Genomic DNA, 18,052 nt, shown 5'->3' with positions numbered 1-18,052 from the left:
AACTTTGGTAAATTTCTCGCTTTGACTCTAGTTTCGGCCACTGCCAGTAATTTTTTTAATTTATTTTCTGGGTTTTTGCATAATTTTCTGGATTTGCCCCTGATAAATAAATGGGAGGCAGCAATGCGCCTTCTGCGGACTGAGCTCTTTGTGAGTGCGATCGGCCAAAGCTTTGCTATGCAAGAGTTTTGTCTAGCAAATCCCTGACTTCGCATAAATTTAGGGCGATCGCTCGATCTCAAAATACAGGCTAGCAAGTCATTTTTTCAGAGATGGAGAAATACTTTTAGCTCGAATAGGCATAAATCTAGTATTCACACTGAGATTGCAACATGAACATTAATGGAACGTTGGCTGACGATACTCTCAATGGCACCCCCGATACAGATTTAATATTTGGACAACAAGGCTCTGACTTAGTGTTTGGCCGTGATGCAGACGACTTAATCTACGGCAAGCAAGGAGATGACAATCTATACGGTAATGAAGGTAATGATACCGTTTACGGTGGCAAAGGTAAGGATACAGTTTACGGCGGCAAAGGTGACGATCGGCTATTTGCTAATGCTGGAGATAATTTGATATACGGCAACGAAGGCGAGGATACAGTTAATGGCGGAATAGATAACGATACAGTTTACGGTGGTAAAGGTAATGACAGCTTGTTTGGCAACTTCGGGGATGACATTCTCTATGGAGATCAGGGAGCAGATACATTAACGGGGGGCAATGGTAACGACACTTTTTTTATTGGTAAAAATACTGGGGGTTCTGAGCTTTCGGATGCCGATTTGATTGTTGATTATACAGAGGGTGAGGATGTAATTAAGTTAAGCAACGATCTTGCCTTTGATGACCTCAAGATTTATGTGGGCACAGGAGTTAATGCTGGCTACACGATTATTCAGGATGAGTTAACAAGGCAATATTTGGCAGTTTTGGAGGGTGATGGCAGATTGACTATTGCTGATTCTAGCGGGATTGTGAGTCTGACGCCTGCGCCTTTGCCGACTCCGACGCCTGTGACGACTCCGACGCCTGCACCGACGCCTGCACCTGCGCCGACTCCGACACCTGCGCCGACTCCGACACCTGTGACGACTCCGACACCTGTGACGACTCCGACGCCTGTGACGACTCCGACACCGGAGCCGAAGCCTTCAATCACCCCAAGTGCAACGACTCCGACACCGGAGCCGACTTCGACACCTGCACCGACGCCTGTGACGACTCCGACGCCTGTGACGACTCCGACACCTGTGACGACTCCGACGCCTGTGACGACTCCGACACCTGTGACGACTCCGACACCTGTGACGACTCCGACGCCTATCACGACGCCAACGCCTGCGCCGACTCCGACACCTGCGCCGACTCCGACACCTGTGACGACTCCGACACCTGTGACGACTCCGACACCTGTGACGACTCCGACACCTGTGACGACTCCGACGCCTGTGACGACTCCAACGCCTGTGACGACTCCAACGCCTGTGACGACTCCAACGCCTGTGACGACTCCAACGCCTGTGACGACTCCGACGCCTGCACGTGTAAAACCGACAGCGTTTGATGAAAAATTCTATCTAATGATGAATTACGATGCAACCAAGGCTATTTCTACTGGGAGCGTAAAAAATGCTTTGGAACACTACGAAACTGTAGGTAAAGTTGAAGGTCGCGCCAGTGCCCCTTCTTTTGTGAGCACTTTTAACATTGAATTCGACTATCGGTTTGATACGACTGGGTTTTTCAAGAATAACCCCAACCGTCAAGCTGTTTTGGAATCCGCAGCTACCTACTGGGAATCTGTCATTCAAGATGAATTTGAAAACATTCCCCTTGGCACTAAACTTTCAGTGCAGAATCCTTCTACACAAGAGATAGAGACTGTGGTTTTAGATCGGGAAATTGATGATTTCCTGATCTTTGTAGGCGCTGGTCCTATCAATGCTGCGGGGATAACTTACGGGTATTCCGATCCAAAAGCTTTCCGCGATCGAATCGACGGAGTAAATTACGAACCTTTTGTAGGGAGCATTGCTTTTGATACTAATATCTCCTATTTGGTCGATTCAACGCCATTTGACTTTACTGACAATCCGAGCGAATCTGGCACTCCTAATGCTTTCGGTGGTGTTAACAGCCTTTTCATTAGTGCCATGCACGAATTACAACACGCACTGGGGTTTTTGAATGGGCCACCAGCTTTCAGCGCACGAATAAATGGAAGCTCTTTTGACGGCCCCAACGCCAGGGCTGCTAATGGGGGGAATCCTATGCCTCTTCTACCCGCTCCTGACTTATCTCATTTAAGAAGTATTGTGAGCAGTGGTGGATTGCCCTCTCTTCTGGGTGACGGTGGCGGTGCAGGGTTACAAATCCCCACAAAAGTTGACTTGTCACTTTTGGCAGATATTGGCTACAAATTTGACGGATTTACTGTTCAAGATTCAACGCCAACCACTGCAACTGAGGGAGATGATAAAGTCCTTGGCACAAGTTTACCTGATACTCTCAACGGTGTAGGCGGTAACGATCGCATTTACGGTGTCGCTGGCAATGATAGCCTGATTGGAGGTGCTGGCAATGACCTGCTCTATGGTGGTGGAGGTCAGGATACTTTTGTCTTTGGGGCAGCAAATGGTCAAGATGAGATCGGTGATTTAGCGGCTGATGACAAGATACAGTTAGCTGCTAGTCTTGGTTTTAGCAGTGGAGCTGATGTTTTAGCAGCACCAGGAAACTTCTTTAATGGCCCAAATTCTTTTACTGGAGAGCTGTTTTCTCGGATCACTCTCAGTCCTGGAAATACAATCCAAATATTCCATAAAGATCCCCTAACTGCCGCCAATTTTATCATCCTCTAGTCTAGTCTCCAGACAAGTTTAGAATTAAAGCGATCGCCCTTCACGTCCAAAAGTGCGATCGCCCTTTTAAAAACCCTAACTCCTGCTCAGACAATTGACGTGCTAAACTCAGAGTATCGTCACAGCCACAAACAGAATGCAAACCATTACCATCACAATTCCAGACGATCGCCTGCACAAGCTCCAAGAAATCGCCAAGATCCTCGGCGTTTCCCTAGAAGCATTACTGCTTGCGGGTGCTGAAAACTTGCTCGCACCACCAGAAACATCGTTCCAGAATACTATGGAATACGTCCTCAAAAAGAATGCTGAACTTTACCAAAAGCTCGCGTAATTCGGTATCTAACTTTAACAGAAATCTTAGAACTTTATCGGCGCATTATTGAGCAGTCTGGCTGCGCTGTCATATTGTTCCTCATTCTACTTGATAAATTTGAGCTCTGAAAACTAAACTTTATTATGCCACAGTGCGATCGCCCTTAAGCTCCAAAAGTGCGTGAAGCGTAGTTATCCCGTAGGGAATCGCTATTAATCTAACTTCCCTAACTCTTTATATTTATCTGGATTTAAACACTCCTGGACGCACTGCGACAAAGAAACCGGGTTTTTTACCGAATTTACCGTGTGTAACGAAGTATTTCATAAAAAAACCCGGTTTCTGGGCCCCCACGGGGACGGGCAAGATGCCCATCCCACAATCAAACAGACTCTTTGTGGAACAGGCATCTTGCCTGTTCTAGGTAATCGCAAATAACTACAAGAAAAATGACTATTTGTGGAACAGGTATCTTGCCTGTTCCTAACAAAATGCCACACAGATTACGAATCTCGATCGAGCTTCAGCACAGCCATAAAAGCTTCCTGCGGCACATCCACAGTACCCACAGACTTCATCCGCTTCTTACCCTTCGCCTGCTTTTGCAGCAACTTCTTCTTCCGCGAAATATCACCGCCGTAACACTTCGCCAACACATCCTTCCGCAAAGCCGGAATGTGTTCCGAAGCAATCACCTTAGCGCCAATTGTCGCTTGAATCGGCACCTTAAATTGATGGCGAGGAATCAACTCCTTCAGTTTTTCCGTCAACCCGCGGCCCACATTATAAGCCTTATCCCGGTGTACGATCATCGCCAAAGCGTCAACCGGATCGCCATTAATTAAAATGTCCATTTTCACTAACGGATTTTCGCGGTAGCCAATTATGTGATACTCCATGCTCGCATAGCCGCGCGATCGCGATTTCATCTGGTCAAAAAAGTCAGTCACCACCTCCGCCAAAGGCAACTCGTAAACCAGCGTAGTTCGGCCTTGACTCAGATACTTCATATCCATAAAAATGCCCCGCCGACTTTGAGACAGTTCCATCAGCGCGCCCACATAAGTCTCCGGCGACAGCATTTCTACCCGCACATAAGGTTCCTCAATTTTCTCGCGATACTGAGGATCTGGCAAGTGGCTGGGATTGTCAATTGTTAATACTTCTCCTTTAATTGTTGTGATTTGATAAACCACAGAAGGAGCCGTAACAATCAAATTCAAATTGTATTCTCTCTCCAGTCTTTCTTGCACAATTTCCATGTGCAGCAAACCCAAGAAACCGCAGCGGAAACCAAATCCCATCGCGCTCGAAGTTTCCGGTTCGTAAGAAAGCGCCGCATCGTTGAGTTTGAGTTTTTCTAAAGCTTCCCGCAAATCGGGAAATTGGTCAGCATCGATCGGGAACAAGCCGCAAAAAACCATCGGTTTTGCTTCTGTATAACCCGGCCAAGGCTCCGGTGCAGGCTTTTTGACCAAAGTAATCGTATCGCCGACGCGAGCATCAGCTACGGCTTTAATTGCCGCCGCCAGATAACCAACTTCCCCGGCGTGCAGTTCGTCTACTTGAACTTGAGTCGGTGAAAGGATGCCCAATTCATCGATGACATATTCCTTACCCGAAATCATCAACAAAACTCGATCGCCCTTTTTGACACTTCCGTCCATCACCCGGAAATACACAATTACCCCCCGATAAGGGTCGTAATAACTATCAAAAATTAGCGCCCGCAGCGGTTTGTCCACAGTATCCTGCGGCGGAGGCACCAATTCGACGATCGACTCCAAAATCTCATCTATACCAATTCCTTCCTTAGCCGAAGCCTCAATCGCCCCGCTACAGTCCAGACCGATAATTTCTTCAATTTCCCCTTTTACCCGTTCCGGTTCTGCCCCCGGCAGGTCAATTTTATTTAAAACTGGAATAATTTCCAAATTATTTCCCAAGGCAAGGTAGACATTTGCCAGGGTTTGTGCTTCCACGCCTTGAGATGCGTCTACCACCAGCAGCGCCCCTTCGCAAGCAGCGAGCGATCGCGACACCTCGTAAGAAAAGTCCACGTGTCCGGGAGTGTCGATCAGATTGAGCACGTACTCCTGACCGTCCTTGGCAGTGTAATTCATCCGAGCTGCTTGCAGCTTGATCGTAATGCCGCGTTCGCGTTCGAGATCCATATTGTCTAAAAACTGCTCCTTCATCTCCCGTGCCTGCACAGTCCCCGTCGCCTGCAACAGGCGATCGGCCAAGGTCGATTTTCCGTGGTCGATGTGAGCAATAATCGAAAAATTACGAATGCGAGATACAGGGACGTTAGTCATGTTTTTTATCTAAGAGCTAATCGGCAAAGGATACTTTTTGTTGTATGATTACACAAGCAAGAGTAGAGTGCTTACTTCAACCTCTTACTGGGGATTGAGATGAAACCACAACTGAGACAAACCTCAAGAGTATCAGTTATTACCCTTCAAGTGTCCGACCGAGCCCGGACACTCAAAAGGAAAAAACTTTTCTCTGTCTCATTGTACAGAAAGCGGTTAAGCGGTTGAGGAAAGGTGGGGTGCAAATCAGGGACTGCAAATATCTAGTCCAGTGGGTTGTCCTGAAAAGAATTGAAACTTAAGAATTAAAACTAGGATTTTTTAACTATGAGCCAGTCAAGTATACCCTCCCACAGTTCGTCAGAAAAAGTGGAACTATCTATCCATATAGATTCTGAACTCCTGGACCAAATTAAGCACTTGACGAATGACCCCAGCAAAGTCATTGAAACAGCAATCAAGCAGTGGCTCAGAGGCGAGCGCCGCGAAGACGAGCTGGCTCTGAGTTTACGCCGCAACCCCCCAGTCCCGCCACGCGGTGAATGGAACGACTGAGCTGCTCTCGCCCCAGACGGCGCGCGAAATCTGCCGGCTGTGAAATTTAGATCGCGCGGGCGATCTCTTGCAGATTTCGTGGCTAAAGCTACAGGTGGTGGGCGAGTGAACTCGGCTAAATCACAACCTCGGAACTATTCTAGGTGAGGGAAAAAATGCGTGAGCCATTCCCTGACTAGAGTTGTTCGCAGCCTCATATTTTGGCGTAATTTTCACACTTGATAGTTAATCGGTGCAGATTCCTAATTTCTCAATCTTAATTTTTCTCTTTAAATTACCCAAAACGGCTGAGAACGAATAGTTGTGAGTTTTGAGTTTAGTTCACAGTTAAATAATTAATATTTTATGAGTTGATTAATCACTCAAAAGTCAATAGTAGCCGCCTAAAATTTTTGCAAATTGTGAGTTTTGAGCGATTGATGTTTTAATTAAAAAGCCAACAACTTTTTAATTAAAACATCAATCAAAAATTAACAGTAACAGCCCCCAACAATGGGAAGTATTGAGTTCTTTATTAATAAACTCAATACTCCAAAATCCGAACTACTTTCATCCCCTACTCTGATGGACTCTAACACAGATTTTCGGCGATCGAGCCTCGCCTCTACAGTTTTTTTTCAAGAGTTAGGGGCAGAATTAGTATTTACCCAAGACGCCTCTGGTCGATATCTATCTTTTTACTGGCAAAAAGCCGAACAGTACAACCTTACAGCAGAACAAATTGTCGATCGCCCCCTCAGCGAAACCCTGCAACCCATCCCTCCTGCGCCTTATCTAGATATCCTGCGGCGGGCGCTCGAAACCCTCGTACCGCAACGGTTCAGCTATCAATTTTGCCACGCCGGACAATATTTTATATTCGATTTGACACTCACTCCGGCGATCGACTCAAACGGCAAAGCTGCAAAAGTCTTAGTTATGGGAAGGCTGCTGTCTGACAAACCCACAGACAGACGGCCCGACTCCCCAGAATTCATGCTCTATCGAGGTTTGCCATCCCCCTTGGACGCCCGCCAACAAATGTCGCTTCCAGCAAGCCGTATCCCCGGTCGATCGCTCCCTCCCTACTCGGAAATCGACCGTAAAATCATCTCCCAAATCGCTCAAAACCTGCACAAAACCCTCGATTTAGACACAATTTGGCAGCAAACTGTGAACAGCTTAGGTCAAGTTTTGAACGCTAGTCGCTGCATCATCTGTTCCTACAAAAAAGACAGCGAAAATCTCGAAACATTCCCCTTCCTTGCTTCCGAAAATCAGCAGAATTCGACCGCAGCAGCAGCCGAATTACAACAGTCAATAGCTAGCGACTCCTCGCCCCCGCTTTCTCCTGCTCAAATCGAAAATCTCCAATCGAAAACTTTTAAAGTAGTAGCTGAATACCGCCAAGAAGCTTACTCTTCTATGCTGGGATTAGAACTGCGCGCCGCCGAACAGCCAGGGTGGATTCAAACTTTAGCCACCTTAAAACCAGTAGCAGTCGATTACGCCTCTCCCGCCACCGATCCCTTCCACCGCCATTCCGTGCTCGTAGCAGCTACCTCCTATGAAGACCAACCCAATGCACTGATATGTTTGCACCGCTGCGGCAGTTCCCCGAAATGGAGTCCCGTCGAACTCGAATTCGCCCGCGAGTTAGTCGCTCAAGTGGGCAGTGCGATCGCCCACGCTACACTTTACCAAGAATTAGAACATGCCCGCGCCGAAGCCGTAGCTCTTTCCCAACTTAAAAGTCAATTTCTTGCCAATACTTCTCACGAACTCCGCACCCCCCTCAACGGCATCCTCGGCTTCCTAAAACTGCTTGTGGACGGCATGGCAGATGACCCCGAAGAAGCGCACCAATTTATCGAAGAAGCTTACCGCTCCGCAGTACATTTGTTCAATGTGATTAACGATATTTTGGATATCGCTAAAATCGAAGCTGGCAAAATGGAGTTAGACCTCGCTCCCGTCAAACTCGGTGAACTGTTGCAACAAGTTGAAAATTTTACACGGGTTCAAGTCGAGCAAAAGCGATTGCAATTTCAAATCCAAAAACCCGCTGTGGAGGACGACATTATTGTGTACGGCAACTACCAACGCCTGCTTCAAGTAATCTTGAACCTCACGGGCAATGCAATTAAATTTACCGGGGAAGGGGGAATTCGCATCAGTGCCGAGGTTATTAAGAAAAAGGTGACTGTTGACAACCAGCAGTTCCCCGGAATGGTAAAAATCCGAGTTGCTGATACTGGCATTGGCGTTTCTCTCGACAAGCAGGATAAATTATTTGAGTCGTTTTTTCAGGTAGACGGCAATCGTACCAGACAATACGGCGGCACCGGTTTGGGATTGGCTATTTCTCAAAAACTGGTAGAAGCAATGGGGGGTACAGTAAATTTTTACAGTATGGGCGAAGGGCTGGGCGCGACTGTTACTTTTACTGTGCCGCTTTATCAAGAACCACTATTTAAAAATTAATCATCCGTAATTGATCATCAGTAATTGGTCATCGGGACGTTGAAGGAATCAGGAATCAGCAAAAATTAACAAGCAATAGGGAATCAGGAAGCCGAAAAAAGACTGCTACTGCTAGAGCGGTTCTCAACTTGCGTGAGGTACTCGCCAGCTTTCTTATCATATCAAATCCGTTGGCATCGGAATTATTCATATCTCTCTTCCCTTTCTCTGTATCCTCTGCGTCCTCTGCGGTTTAATCATTCCGATACAACCGGAATGGATATCAATTACCAATTACCCATTAGCAAACTGTATCTTACTCACTTAAAAATTGCTATATTCGTGTATCCGTGAGTTCCGTTGCGTGAATAAAGGTCATCGATAATTCGTAATTATCCTATAAACACAGTTCGGGAGCATCTCATATTTGTAAAAACACTTCTTTTTGCTCCTTCCTTCTGACTTTTTCCTCCTGGCTCCTGCCTCAAAACTCCAATTTCTAGCTAGGCTGCAACAGTGAAATGCTCCCCACAGTTCGATCGCCCACCAGCGTATAAATTTTGACTTTTATCCGTCGCCAAGCTCCCTCCTTGGGAGTTTTGGACTCCTATCGATCACCCACGCCACTTCCGATCCCCACCCAGAATTGGCATAAATCAAATCCGGGGGATACGGATAACAGCTCATCTTTAATCTGTCGGCTGGCAGTTCACACCTCCTCATAAGCCCCCACAAACCGCCAATTTTACAAGAACTTAATGCCTACTTTTAGGACTGATTCAGCTTCCGAATCCCCTACTCTAAAGGATTGTTAAGAAAAGTGTTGCATAAAGGACGCTCTCCGTTCTATGTGCAGATCGTAAAGATCTTGTAAAGACAGCGCAACTACTTAGTAATTTTTGAAAGCGTGTGGCAATATTTAAGTAGAATTACGTAATCCATAAGTCGGACAGTGGCAGCTTGGCAAATTCAGTCACTCCCTGCTCTGTTGCCGGAGTGGTAAACTTTTGCCAGTGTAGTAGAAAAAGGGTTGCTATGAATCAGCAAATATCAGCTCAATCGCAAAAACTTTTACTCCAAATTGGCAGAAATATTCGTCGAACATTGGATCTCCATACCATCTGGCAGCAAACAGTTAACAGTCTGGGAGAAACACTAGGCGTCAGCCGCTGTATCCTTTGTCCCTATGAAAGTTCTAGCCTGCAAGTCAAAGTAGCTGCTGAATACTGCCAAGAACCATTTTTACCGATGCTGGGAATGGAAATCTCGCTCACAGCAGCACCTCATTTCCTTCAAGCTTTAGCCACCCTCGAACCGGTGGTAGTAGACTCCTTTGCAGCTAATGACCCTTTTGGGCCGCAGTCGCTGCTAGTCGTGGCTACCGCTTACCAAGAGCAACCTAACGGCATAATTAGCTTGCATCAGTGCAAAGGTCGATCGTCGGGGAAGGGTAAGACCGATCGACCTTGGACTCAATGCCAGATCGAATTCGCACAAGAACTTGCCGAGCAAGTAGGAAGTGCTATAGCCCTCGCCACCCTCTACCAAGAGCGCAGCAAGCGAGTACAAGGACTATCCCAGCTCAAAAAGCAATTTTTGTTGAAGGCGTCCCACGAACTCCGCACTCCCCTAAATCACATCATCGGCTATCTACAGCTAACCATAGACGATCAAGCTGACGATCCTATAGAGGAGAGAGATTTTATCCAAGAAGCTCACCGTTCGGCTATCCACCTTTCTCAAGTAATTTCCAATATCTTAGATTATATTGAGTTAAGTGAAGCTTGCCAAACTCACGCAGAGTTAGCCACTTTCAGGAGTCAGGAAAAACCAGGGCATCAGTAAACCTTCTAATGGCGTATTTAACAAGTCTAATATTTACCGTGCCAACAAGTTTTACCCTCGAAAAAGCTGACACTTTATCGATAGATTCCCTCCCTCAATTCGGTAGCTGGTTCATCAATTATTTTTAGGGAATTATAGTTTTACACAGTACAGCAGAGGAACTACTACAGGTAGTAGCCCGGTGTATTTATCATATTATGTCCGCTCGAACAACTCCCATCAAATAGGTTATTTGACCGCAAAGGATATTGCAAGCATAAGATTACACTTTTGCACTTTTAATGCTTTTAACTTGTGCTTGATAGAATTACGAGAAAAAATTGGTTTAAAGCCCCAAGCCCGATCGGGAGAAATTAAAAGAAGACTATTCATTACTCCAATCCTCGGACTTCCAGGTAGAGGTAGCTACCCATCCAGTCAACTGTCAACTGTCAACTGAACCACTGCCCTTTTTTTTAGGAGTTTTTGGAGGGCTGACATAGCGCGCCCAAAAAGGTTCCTCCATATCTTTCATCGCTGCTAGTTTTTGGCGCTCTTCCTCTATGCGCTTGCGTTCTGAAAGATTAGAAAATATGTTGATACTGCCGACAGTCTGACCGCCCGCATCTCGCACGCGTGCCGCCCAAAGCCAAACATCGATCGAACTACCGTCTTTTTTCAACAAAGATATTTCCAAACCGTTTTGCGGTTTGCCATTAGACGCAGACTTTAGCAGCGCGTAAAAATCCTGCTTTTGACCTTCAGGAATATTCGGTAAAGGTTTCCCTAAAACCTCAGCCGCAGTCCAGCCAAAAAGTTGTTCGGCGGCGCGGTTCCAAACAACGGTATGGCCGTCATTGCTGGTACAGTTAATCGCTAGCGGCGCCGATGCTATCTGGGCTTGCAAAACTTGGTTAACGAGTTGTAGTTTCAATTCTACTTGCTTGCGATCGGTAATTTCCTGACAAGCGCCCCACAAACGGACAACCCGTTCAGCAGTTTTGTCCCACACCACTTGCCAGTAGTCCCGCACCCAGCGCACCTCGCCTTTTTGATTAATAATGCGATACTCATTTGCTCCAGTGCGGCTGAAAGTACAGCCTTCTAACTGTTTAATTAACATTTCCCTGTCGTCGGGATGAACGAGTTCGGAGTTCCACCAACCAAACGATTCTAATTCTTCAGGAACGATCCCGGTGCAGCGCTCAAAAGCTTCTGTCGCCCACTCGCAGGCGAACTTGCCGTCGGGCAGCCCCTTAAAAGAATAGGCAAAATCCGAAGTAATTTGCGACATAACTCTGTAGTGGATCTCCGACTCTCGGACGGCGATTTCGGCTTGCTTTCGTTCCCCTATTTCCCGCGAATTAATTATAATTCCCTGCACGCTAGAATCGTAAAGCAAACTGTTACCTATCGACTCCATGTATATCCAAGAACCGTCAGCGTGGCGTTTCCGATATTCGATTGCCCCCCCAATTCCTGGAGATTCTAACAACTTACCAAAATACGTCTGCCAGGCCAGCAAATCGTCTGGATGAATTAACTCGCCGTGAAATTTACCAATTCTTTCTTCTGGGTTGTAACCCAAAAGCCGCTGTAGGGCTCCGCTGTGGTATCGAACTCGCCCGTCGGAGCCAACAATGCTAATTAGATCGGGAGAATTACGCAGCATAGCTTGCAGTTTTGCTTCACTTTTAGTTAATGCTTGATTGTCCCTGCGATGCTGGCTGATTTGTTTTTCCAACTGCTCCCGTAGCTGTCTGATTTGCCCTACTTGCTGGGCTACAGTGCGTTCCAAAAGGCGATTATTTTTTTCAAGCTCAACCAGCTTCGCAGCGTTATTTGTGGCGCTTTCAAACAATCGGCTGCCTGCCATTTCTTGTAGATAATTTGATAAATCTTCCAAAAGTTTTGTAAAAATTGCCTGTTGGGGGTGTGGCAATTCCCTAGCTTGTTCCTGCAAAGTTTCTAAGTGTTTGTAGACAGTTTCTAGCATTTTATTAAGGGGGGAATCTAATAGTTGCCTGCGGGTGCAACCCCTAAAAAGCGGACACAAGTTTTTTCAACATAACCCATAACAAAGACTGGTAGGTGGCGATCGACCCATCGCGCTCTCAATAACCAGGCATTTTGTGACTTTATCTTTTCGTGGGGGTTGGGGGGAGCTATAAGACCCACACCATAATCTCTGATTTGATGTGGGATACATGGACTCCCCCAAGTTAATTTTATGGGACTCCATGTCCCTTAAATTAACATTTAACGCTACACTACTCACCAGTAAACACTGTATAATACTGGAATGCTGACACTTACACACCGCTACCGAATCTATCCAGACTCCGCTCAAGAGCAACAACTCATTGAGTGGATGGAAATCTGTCGAGGCGCATTTAACTATGCACTGAGAGAGATAAAAGATTGGTGTGACAGTCGTAAGTGTCCGATTGACAGATGCTCTCTGGAGAAAGAGTACATCATTTCTTCGGAGCTAAAGTTCCCAGGCGAAATTCAACAGCTTAACAACTTGCCGAAAGCTAAGAAAGAATTTCCCAAGTTGAGTGAGGTTCCTTCTCAAGTTCGACCGCATGCTATTAAGCAGTTGCATAGAGGGTGGGAATATTTCCAGGAGAGAGGGTTCGGCTTCCCCAGATTCAAGAAGTATGGGCAGTTTAAGTCGTTGCTGTTTCCTCAATTTAAAGAGAATCCAGTGAGGAATTTGCACATTAAACTGCCCAAGAGGGGGGCGATTCCCATCAACTTGCATCGACCTATCCCGACAGGGTTTGTGGTCAAACAAGTGCGAATCTTGAGGAAAGCCGATAAATGGTACGCATCTATTTCGCTGCAATGTGATGTCAACGTTCCCGACCCAACACCCTACGGTCATCCCATTGGAGTTGATATTGGGTTGGAGAAATTCTTGGCAACAAGTGACGGTGTTCTTGTAAAACCGCCAAAGTTCTTTAAACGTCTGCAAGGTAGGCTGAAAGTGCTGCAACGCAGACTGAAGAGAAAAAGTAAGCGGTCTAAAAACTACGAAAAACAACGCCTTAAAGTTGCCCGACTTCACCATCAAATTGACAACACGAGGAAAGACTTCCACTTCAAGCAAGCCCATGCCCTTTGTGATGTTGGTGATATGGTTTTCATGGAAGACTTGGATTACCGCATCAGTGCCAAAGGGATGTTTGGGAAGCATATGCTTGACGCTGCTTTTGGACAATTCAGAACCATCGTTAAGTATGTGTGCTGGAAGCGTGGGAAATTCTTTGCCGAAGTAGATGCTAGGGGGACTTCTCAAGAATGTCCTGAGTGTGGCGGGGAAGTCAAAAAAGACCTGAGTGTTAGAGTTCATAGCTGTCCTCACTGTGGATACACAACGAATAGAGATGTGGCAGCAGGTCAGAATATCAGAAACCGAGGGATATGCCTCATTAGTACCCTTGGACAGACGGGAATCGAAAGCGCCTGTGCAGCCGATCTACCGGGGACTGAGGCAACTCAGTCTAGGCAAGTGGCGAAATCTCGCAAGAGAACAACCAGGAAACCTAAGAAGTGATTCTTGGGAAGCCTACACCATAATCTTTGATTTGGTGTAGGAGGATGTCACTTTCAAATCATAGCAACCGATAGAGAAAGTAAATTCTTGTTGCGCCCTAATTGCCAGCCCAACCGCACCCCCAAGAAGTGCTCGCCAGGAGTGCGGGTAACTCCCCTATCCAGTGCATGTGGGGCTTCTCGCGGTTAAGCTAAACTAGATGGGTGTCAAGAGAAAGAGGGATTTATGACAGAGCAAGCCAACGCTCGCGATTTGTTTCGCGCTGCTTACGAACACCGCTATACCTGGGATGCCAATTTTCCCGGTTACAGTGCCGATATTGAACTCAAACAGGGCGACGAAGTATATACGGGTCATGTTTCCATCAAACCCGACATGAGCGTGGAAGTCAGCGGCATTGAAGATGAGGAAGTGCAGCAAAGTGTCTACACCCAAATGCGCGATATTGTCACCCACCGCAAACGCTCGACATTTGAAAAATCTCACGGCAAAAATAGCTTTACCCTGGGCGAGAAGGACAGCACCGACGCTGTGGACATCTTGGTGCAAGGCGACTCAATGGGCTCGAATTATAAAATCCGAGGTCTCTCAATTTGTCAAGTCAGCCGGGTGATGGGCCGCATGGCTTTCGTAATTGACACGCACAAAAGCTTAGAGACACCCGAAGGTTCTTTGGCCACTCACTACGATGCCGTTTTCCGCAACCCCCAAACAGACGAAATCATCAGAGAACTCGAATTTGAAGATACCTTTGAGAAGATAGGCGACTATTATGTCATGACCAAGCAAGTAGTTCGAGCAAAAGAAAAAGGTCAACTGACAACAACCGAGTTCAACTACTCCAACGTCAAACTGCTAGAACCAGCAGTAGTGTAGCGCGATCGAAAACCCGATTTCTTAAATAAAACGGGTTTTTTTGATTAACGTATCAGAATCAACTTGATTTGGCGGCAAGTAACGCTACGATCGAACGAGAGAGCGAATTCAGATCGACGAGCATCAGCGTGACAGAAACCGGGTTTCCGGCAGCCAGCTCATCTGAGTACGCAAGTCTTTTTTCAAGAAACCCGGTTTCTTAAATCTCGCGCGGTTGAGAATGCTGCCCTTGGCTCAAATCGAACTTTCATCAACTGCAAGAAATCATCACAGAGGCGAAATATGACACTAGCACTAACCAGAGATAACGTCGAAACAGTTCTCGATGAAATGCGCCCCTACCTGATATCCGACGGCGGCAACGTCGAACTCGTAGAAATTGACGGCCCAGTGGTACACCTGAGACTGCAAGGAGCTTGTGGGTCTTGCCCGAGTTCCACAATGACTCTGAGAATGGGCATTGAACGTCGCCTGCGCGAGGCTATCCCAGAAATTGCCGAAGTCGAACAGGTAATGTAAATAGTCAGTTGGCAGTTGGCAGTTGACGGTTGACGGTTGACGGTTGACTGTTGACTGTTGACGTTTGACTGTTACCAATTACCAGTTAACTGTTGACAGTTGACGGTTGACAGTTGACTGTTGACTGTTACCAATTACCAAATTTAATTACCAATTACCAATTACCAAATTTAATTACCAATTACCAATTACCGAATTCAATTACCAATTACTAATTACTAAATTCAATGTCTCACCCCCTTTATGTAGCCTTCATTTGGCACCAACACCAACCGCTCTACAAATCCAAAGTATCAACTAGCGCAGCAGCAGCCGATTACCGACTGCCTTGGGTGCGCTTGCACGGAGTCAAAGACTACTTGGATTTAGTTCTCCTGCTGGCAAAATATCCCAAACTGCATCAAACTGTAAACCTGGTTCCTTCCTTGATTTTGCAGATAGAAGACTGCATCGCAGACAGAGCATTAGACCCTTACTTGGCGGTGACATTAAAGCAAACAGAAACTTTAAACATCACCGACCAAGAGTTCATTTTAGAACACTTCTTTGACGCCAATTACCACACCCTGATTCAGCCACACCCCCGCTATGCTCAACTCTACACTCAGCGGCAGGAAAAAGGCATTCAGTGGTGTTTGGCAAACTGGAAATTGCAGGATTTTAGCGACTTGCTGGCCTGGCACAATTTAGCTTGGATTGACCCGCTGTTTTGGGACGACCCCCAGATTGCAGGGTGGCTCAAACAAGGACAAAATTTTAGTTTGGTAGACAGAAAAAACATCTACTCAAAACAAAAAGAAATCCTCGCTCGCATCATTCCCCAGCACCGTAAAATGCAAGCTGAGGGGCAGTTGGAAGTCTCCACAACCCCCTACACGCACCCGATTTTACCACTGCTTGCCGACACTAATGGCGGCCGCATAGCTATTCCAAACATGACGCTGCCACAACACAGGTTTCAGTGGGCAGAAGATATTCCCCGACACCTGAGAAAAGCCTGGGAAATGTATGAAGACCGATTTGATTGCCAACCGCGCGGTTTGTGGCCGTCGGAACAAGCAGTCAGCCCGGAAATTTTGCCCTACATTGCCAAACAAGGCTTTAAATGGATAGTCTCGGATGAAGCAGTATTGGGGTGGACAATTAAACACTTTTTCAACCGCGACGCTACAGGGAATGTCTACGAACCCGAATTCTTATATCGCCCTTACCGTTTAGAAACTTCTGACGGTGATTTAGCCATAGTATTTAGAGACCACAGATTGTCCGACTTGATCGGGTTTACCTACGGTTCGATGGAACCGGAAAAAGCAGCATCAGATTTAGTGGGACACTTAGAAGCGATCGGCAGAACTCTCAAAAACCGACAGTCTGAGGGTCAAACAGCTTTAGAAAATCCCTGGTTAGTGACGATCGCCCTAGACGGCGAAAATTGCTGGGAATTCTATCCCCAAGACGGCAAACCGTTCTTAGAATCCCTCTATCAAACTCTCAGCGACAATCCAGATATCAAATTAGTCACAGTCTCGGAATTTCTCGACAAATTCCCAGCAACCGAAACAATTCCCGCAGCCCAATTGCACACCGGTTCCTGGGTGGACGGTTCCCTCACAACTTGGATCGGCGATCCGGCGAAAAATCGCGCTTGGGACTTGTTAGGGCCCGCGAGACAAATGCTGGCAAACCATCCAGAGGCCACAGAAGAAAGCAATCCAGAAGCTTGGGAAGCGCTTTACGCTGCCGAAGGTTCCGACTGGTTCTGGTGGTTTGGCGAAGGCCACACGTCGAACCAAGATGCCATGTTCGACCAGCTATTTCGCGAACACGTAGCGGGAATTTACGAAGCTCTCGGCGAACCCGTACCCCCGGAAGTGCGACGGCAAGTAGAGGCGCACGAGGTTCAAGGCGACCACCTGCCGCTGAGCTTTATTCACCCGGTGATTGACGGTATCGGCAACGAACAGGATTGGGACAAAGCCGGCCGGATTGAAGTTGGGGGAGCAAGGGGTACGATGCACCGGAGTTCGGCAATTCAGCGCCTTTGGTATGGGGTTGACCACTTGAATTTTTACATTCGTGCCGACTTCAAGGTAGGGGTGCGGCCGGGAATTGATTGCCCGCAGCAGTTAAATTTGTTCTGGTTTTATCCCGATCGCACGATGCACAACAGTCTGATTCCGCTGTCGGGTTTGCCTGACGAAGCACCGCTAAACTATAGGTACCACCATCAGTTAGAGATTAATTTGCTGACGAAATCGATTTGGTTTCAGGAAGCAGAAGACGGCGATCGCTGGCAGCCCCGCATTAGCCGCGCCCAAGTGGGAGTGGATAAATGTTTGGAGGTAGCAGTACCCTGGGCGGATTTGCAGATTATGCCCGACTGGCAGGTGAGGCTGATTGCGGTTTTATCGGAAGGGAGTCGTTACTCTAGCTGTATGCCGGAAGATGCTTTGATTCCGATCGGAATGCCGTAAAAAGTCATTAGTGATCGGTCATTAGTCATTAGGCTGTAGGGGCGGGTTGCACCAGCTTTCATAGAACTGACAACCCAAATAAATATAAACCCGCCCCCTGAGTTAGTAATTAGTCATTAGTCATTAGTCATTTTTTGAACCAACAAACAATTAAATAATTATCCAATTATATTAAATTGGGGCTTCAACTCTGGCTACTTAATGCCTCGATCATTTCGCTCGCGTCCGGTCGATCGAGGGCTATAAAATTTGTTTGTAGTGAGGGTTTCATTCCTCATAAAAAAGAGGACTTAAGT

11 protein-coding genes are annotated in these 18,052 nt (G+C 46.8%); 9 read left to right on the top strand and 2 right to left on the bottom strand.

All coding sequences use genetic code 11. The features are described from left to right. Positions 1–332: 332 nt before the first annotated feature. Complete coding sequence (locus tag QUB77_RS03260) at positions 333–2,870, top strand: calcium-binding protein (RefSeq protein ID WP_333172833.1); 2,538 nt, start codon at positions 333–335, stop codon at positions 2,868–2,870. Positions 2,871–3,006: 136 nt separating this feature from the next. Beyond that, a complete protein-coding gene (locus QUB77_RS03255; protein WP_333172835.1) occupies positions 3,007–3,204 on the top strand; it encodes a DNA-binding protein in 198 nt (65 codons plus the stop codon). A gap of 485 nt (positions 3,205–3,689) precedes the next feature. Here QUB77_RS03255 and lepA read toward each other — a convergent pair whose 3' ends face one another. After that, on the bottom strand, positions 3,690–5,504 hold the full coding sequence (lepA, locus tag QUB77_RS03250; RefSeq protein WP_333172838.1) for a translation elongation factor 4: 1,815 nt from the start codon (positions 5,502–5,504) through the stop codon (positions 3,690–3,692). Positions 5,505–5,831: 327 nt separating this feature from the next. On the opposite strand from lepA, the gene QUB77_RS03245 reads away from it, so the two are divergent. The 3 genes from QUB77_RS03245 (at position 5,832) to QUB77_RS03235 (ending at position 10,346) form a co-directional block, all read left to right on the top strand. Next, on the top strand, positions 5,832–6,059 hold the full coding sequence (locus QUB77_RS03245) for a type II toxin-antitoxin system CcdA family antitoxin (RefSeq protein WP_015176471.1): 228 nt from the start codon (positions 5,832–5,834) through the stop codon (positions 6,057–6,059). Between the two features lie 564 nt (positions 6,060–6,623). Beyond that, the gene (locus tag QUB77_RS03240) at positions 6,624–8,522 is read left to right on the top strand and encodes an ATP-binding protein (RefSeq protein WP_333173117.1); all 1,899 of its coding nucleotides are present in this window, start codon (positions 6,624–6,626) and stop codon (positions 8,520–8,522) included. A gap of 1,014 nt (positions 8,523–9,536) precedes the next feature. Continuing rightward, a complete protein-coding gene (locus QUB77_RS03235; RefSeq protein WP_333172840.1) occupies positions 9,537–10,346 on the top strand; it encodes a GAF domain-containing protein in 810 nt (269 codons plus the stop codon). A 424-nt stretch (positions 10,347–10,770) separates the two neighbouring features. Here QUB77_RS03235 and QUB77_RS03230 read toward each other — a convergent pair whose 3' ends face one another. Continuing rightward, the gene (locus QUB77_RS03230) at positions 10,771–12,321 is read right to left on the bottom strand and encodes a PAS domain S-box protein (RefSeq protein ID WP_333172842.1); all 1,551 of its coding nucleotides are present in this window, start codon (positions 12,319–12,321) and stop codon (positions 10,771–10,773) included. Between the two features lie 306 nt (positions 12,322–12,627). Here QUB77_RS03230 and QUB77_RS03225 point away from each other — a divergent pair, with 306 nt between their 5' ends. The 4 genes from QUB77_RS03225 (at position 12,628) to QUB77_RS03210 (ending at position 17,756) form a co-directional block, all read left to right on the top strand. After that, on the top strand, positions 12,628–13,887 hold the full coding sequence (locus QUB77_RS03225) for a transposase (RefSeq protein WP_333172844.1): 1,260 nt from the start codon (positions 12,628–12,630) through the stop codon (positions 13,885–13,887). A gap of 225 nt (positions 13,888–14,112) precedes the next feature. Next, positions 14,113–14,763, top strand: coding sequence for a DUF3386 domain-containing protein (locus tag QUB77_RS03220; RefSeq protein ID WP_333074135.1), 651 nt, complete (start codon positions 14,113–14,115; stop codon positions 14,761–14,763). Between the two features lie 282 nt (positions 14,764–15,045). Then, on the top strand, positions 15,046–15,282 hold the full coding sequence (locus tag QUB77_RS03215) for a NifU family protein (protein WP_006632519.1): 237 nt from the start codon (positions 15,046–15,048) through the stop codon (positions 15,280–15,282). Between the two features lie 227 nt (positions 15,283–15,509). Further along, a complete protein-coding gene (locus QUB77_RS03210; protein WP_333172846.1) occupies positions 15,510–17,756 on the top strand; it encodes a glycoside hydrolase in 2,247 nt (748 codons plus the stop codon). Positions 17,757–18,052: the final 296 nt, after the last annotated feature.

Source organism: Microcoleus sp. AT9b-C3 (assembly GCF_036705485.1).
Taxonomy (GTDB): domain Bacteria; phylum Cyanobacteriota; class Cyanobacteriia; order Cyanobacteriales; family Microcoleaceae; genus Microcoleus.
This window is presented reverse-complemented; position numbering and strand designations above follow the sequence as displayed.

Bases quoted from the DNA above. Each gene is read 5' to 3' on its own strand.
- QUB77_RS03260 (WP_333172833.1), top strand. From the start codon at position 333: ATGAACATTAATGGAACGTTGGCTGACGATACTCTCAATGGCACCCCC.
- QUB77_RS03255 (WP_333172835.1), top strand. From the start codon at position 3,007: ATGCAAACCATTACCATCACAATTCCAGACGATCGCCTGCACAAGCTC.
- lepA (WP_333172838.1), bottom strand. From the start codon at position 5,504: ATGACTAACGTCCCTGTATCTCGCATTCGTAATTTTTCGATTATTGCT.
- QUB77_RS03245 (WP_015176471.1), top strand. From the start codon at position 5,832: ATGAGCCAGTCAAGTATACCCTCCCACAGTTCGTCAGAAAAAGTGGAA.
- QUB77_RS03240 (WP_333173117.1), top strand. From the start codon at position 6,624: ATGGACTCTAACACAGATTTTCGGCGATCGAGCCTCGCCTCTACAGTT.
- QUB77_RS03235 (WP_333172840.1), top strand. From the start codon at position 9,537: ATGAATCAGCAAATATCAGCTCAATCGCAAAAACTTTTACTCCAAATT.
- QUB77_RS03230 (WP_333172842.1), bottom strand. From the start codon at position 12,321: ATGCTAGAAACTGTCTACAAACACTTAGAAACTTTGCAGGAACAAGCT.
- QUB77_RS03225 (WP_333172844.1), top strand. From the start codon at position 12,628: ATGCTGACACTTACACACCGCTACCGAATCTATCCAGACTCCGCTCAA.
- QUB77_RS03220 (WP_333074135.1), top strand. From the start codon at position 14,113: ATGACAGAGCAAGCCAACGCTCGCGATTTGTTTCGCGCTGCTTACGAA.
- QUB77_RS03215 (WP_006632519.1), top strand. From the start codon at position 15,046: ATGACACTAGCACTAACCAGAGATAACGTCGAAACAGTTCTCGATGAA.
- QUB77_RS03210 (WP_333172846.1), top strand. From the start codon at position 15,510: ATGTCTCACCCCCTTTATGTAGCCTTCATTTGGCACCAACACCAACCG.